Raw genomic sequence first — 768 nt, 5'->3', positions numbered from 1 at the left:
TTTTTGTATTGGTGTCCACCCGGATTGAAACCCCTGCTGCAGGTGTAGCAGCTTTTCCTGGTACGCCTGGTCCGCCCGGCAAGCCGTCTTTTCCATCGTTACCATTGATTTTTACCCAGTCTCCAGTGGTAGTATCTTTAATATAGATAGTTCCTGTTGTAGAGTCGATCCAGATTGTTGCATCAGCCGGAACTGTTACTCCATCTTTACCCGGTACACCTGGTCCCCCGGCAACACCGTCTTTTCCGTCTTTACCGTTGATTGGGGTCCACTCTCCTGTCGTTGTATCTTTAATATATATAATTCCTGTTGTAGAATCGATCCAGGTCGTTACTCCTTCTGCCGGTGCTCCCGGAGTTCCGTCTTTACCCGGTTCCCCTGGTCCTGCAGCAAAGCCCGGAGCTCCTGCAATTCCATCCTTACCGTCTTTTCCGTTTAATGGAATCCACTGGTCAGGGTTATTGGCATCTCTTACATAAACAATACCTGTAGTATTATCAATGTACATTTTGATTTCGCCATCAAGACCTTTTGTGCCAGGCAAACCATTTCCGCCAGTGATACCATTAGAACCGTCTAATCCGTCTTTTCCGTTGTTACCGCTGATCTGGATCCATGCTCCTGAAGCAGGATCTTTTATATATACAATTTTTGTATTGGTATCCACCCAGATTGAAACCCCTTCTGCAGGTGTAGTATCTTTTCCTTGTACGCCTGCTCCGCTCTGCAATCCGCCTTTTCCATCGTATATATGGTTTTTTCCCCAGT

The 768-nt window shown here is 46.6% G+C and carries 1 pseudogene; it reads right to left on the bottom strand.

From position 1 onward, the window contains the following. Positions 1-768 (bottom strand): annotated as a pseudogene (locus FLP_RS25530) (hypothetical protein); the annotation flags it as partial.

Source organism: Flavobacterium piscis (genome assembly GCF_001686925.1).
GTDB classification, from domain to species: Bacteria; Bacteroidota; Bacteroidia; order Flavobacteriales; family Flavobacteriaceae; genus Flavobacterium; species Flavobacterium piscis.
This window is presented reverse-complemented; position numbering and strand designations above follow the sequence as displayed.